This window comes from Halobacillus sp. BBL2006 (genome assembly GCF_000786645.1).
Lineage (GTDB): Bacteria > Bacillota > Bacilli > Bacillales > Halobacillaceae > Halobacillus.
Window position 1 is genome coordinate 1 of record NZ_JRNX01000956.1, and the last position, 553, is coordinate 553.

General features: G+C 37.1%; 1 protein-coding gene. It reads right to left on the reverse strand.

Annotation, left to right across the window (positions count from 1 at the left end; all coding sequences use genetic code 11):
• Nucleotides 1-324 precede the first annotated feature (324 nt).
• The coding region (locus tag LD39_RS21370; protein WP_035553816.1) for a DUF4396 domain-containing protein at nucleotides 325-553 on the reverse strand (229 nt) is incomplete at its 5' end.

Below are 553 nucleotides of genomic sequence, written 5' to 3' on the forward strand. Positions count from 1 at the left end.
TTTTTATGTTTTATTATAAGCAACCCTTGATTACCCGGTATTATGTAAAGCAATAGTTATAAAGTTTGGTCGTCCGAATTTGGACGACTTTTTTCATTTCCTGCATGTAGAAAAAAGAAGCGTGCCTCCACCGCTAGGGGGATGGAAGCACGCTTGAAAATATTTTAACTCTGTTTTGACTAATTAAAGATTACCATTATATTTACCACATGGAAACTTTTGTGTAAGGAAACCTTACAATTTGTTTGGATTTATTTGATTTAATGAAGATCTCAGCTAATAAAAGGGATATGCCTAAGTAATCTGTCAGAGAAATTCCAATGTTTACATCTCTTCCTTAATCCCTTTCCTCACGAGCAGCCAGTTGGCAGGATAACTCGTTGCAAAGCCAAGGATCATCGCAATTTGCATCATAAACCAATACGTAGCTTCATGGGGTTTAGGCGGTTCAGTAAATAATACATAGTGAACAATGGCCATCCATCCGAACATCCCAATTTCAAATGCAATTAAAGAAATGGAATCAGCTTTGACGGCTGCTTTAATCGAACCC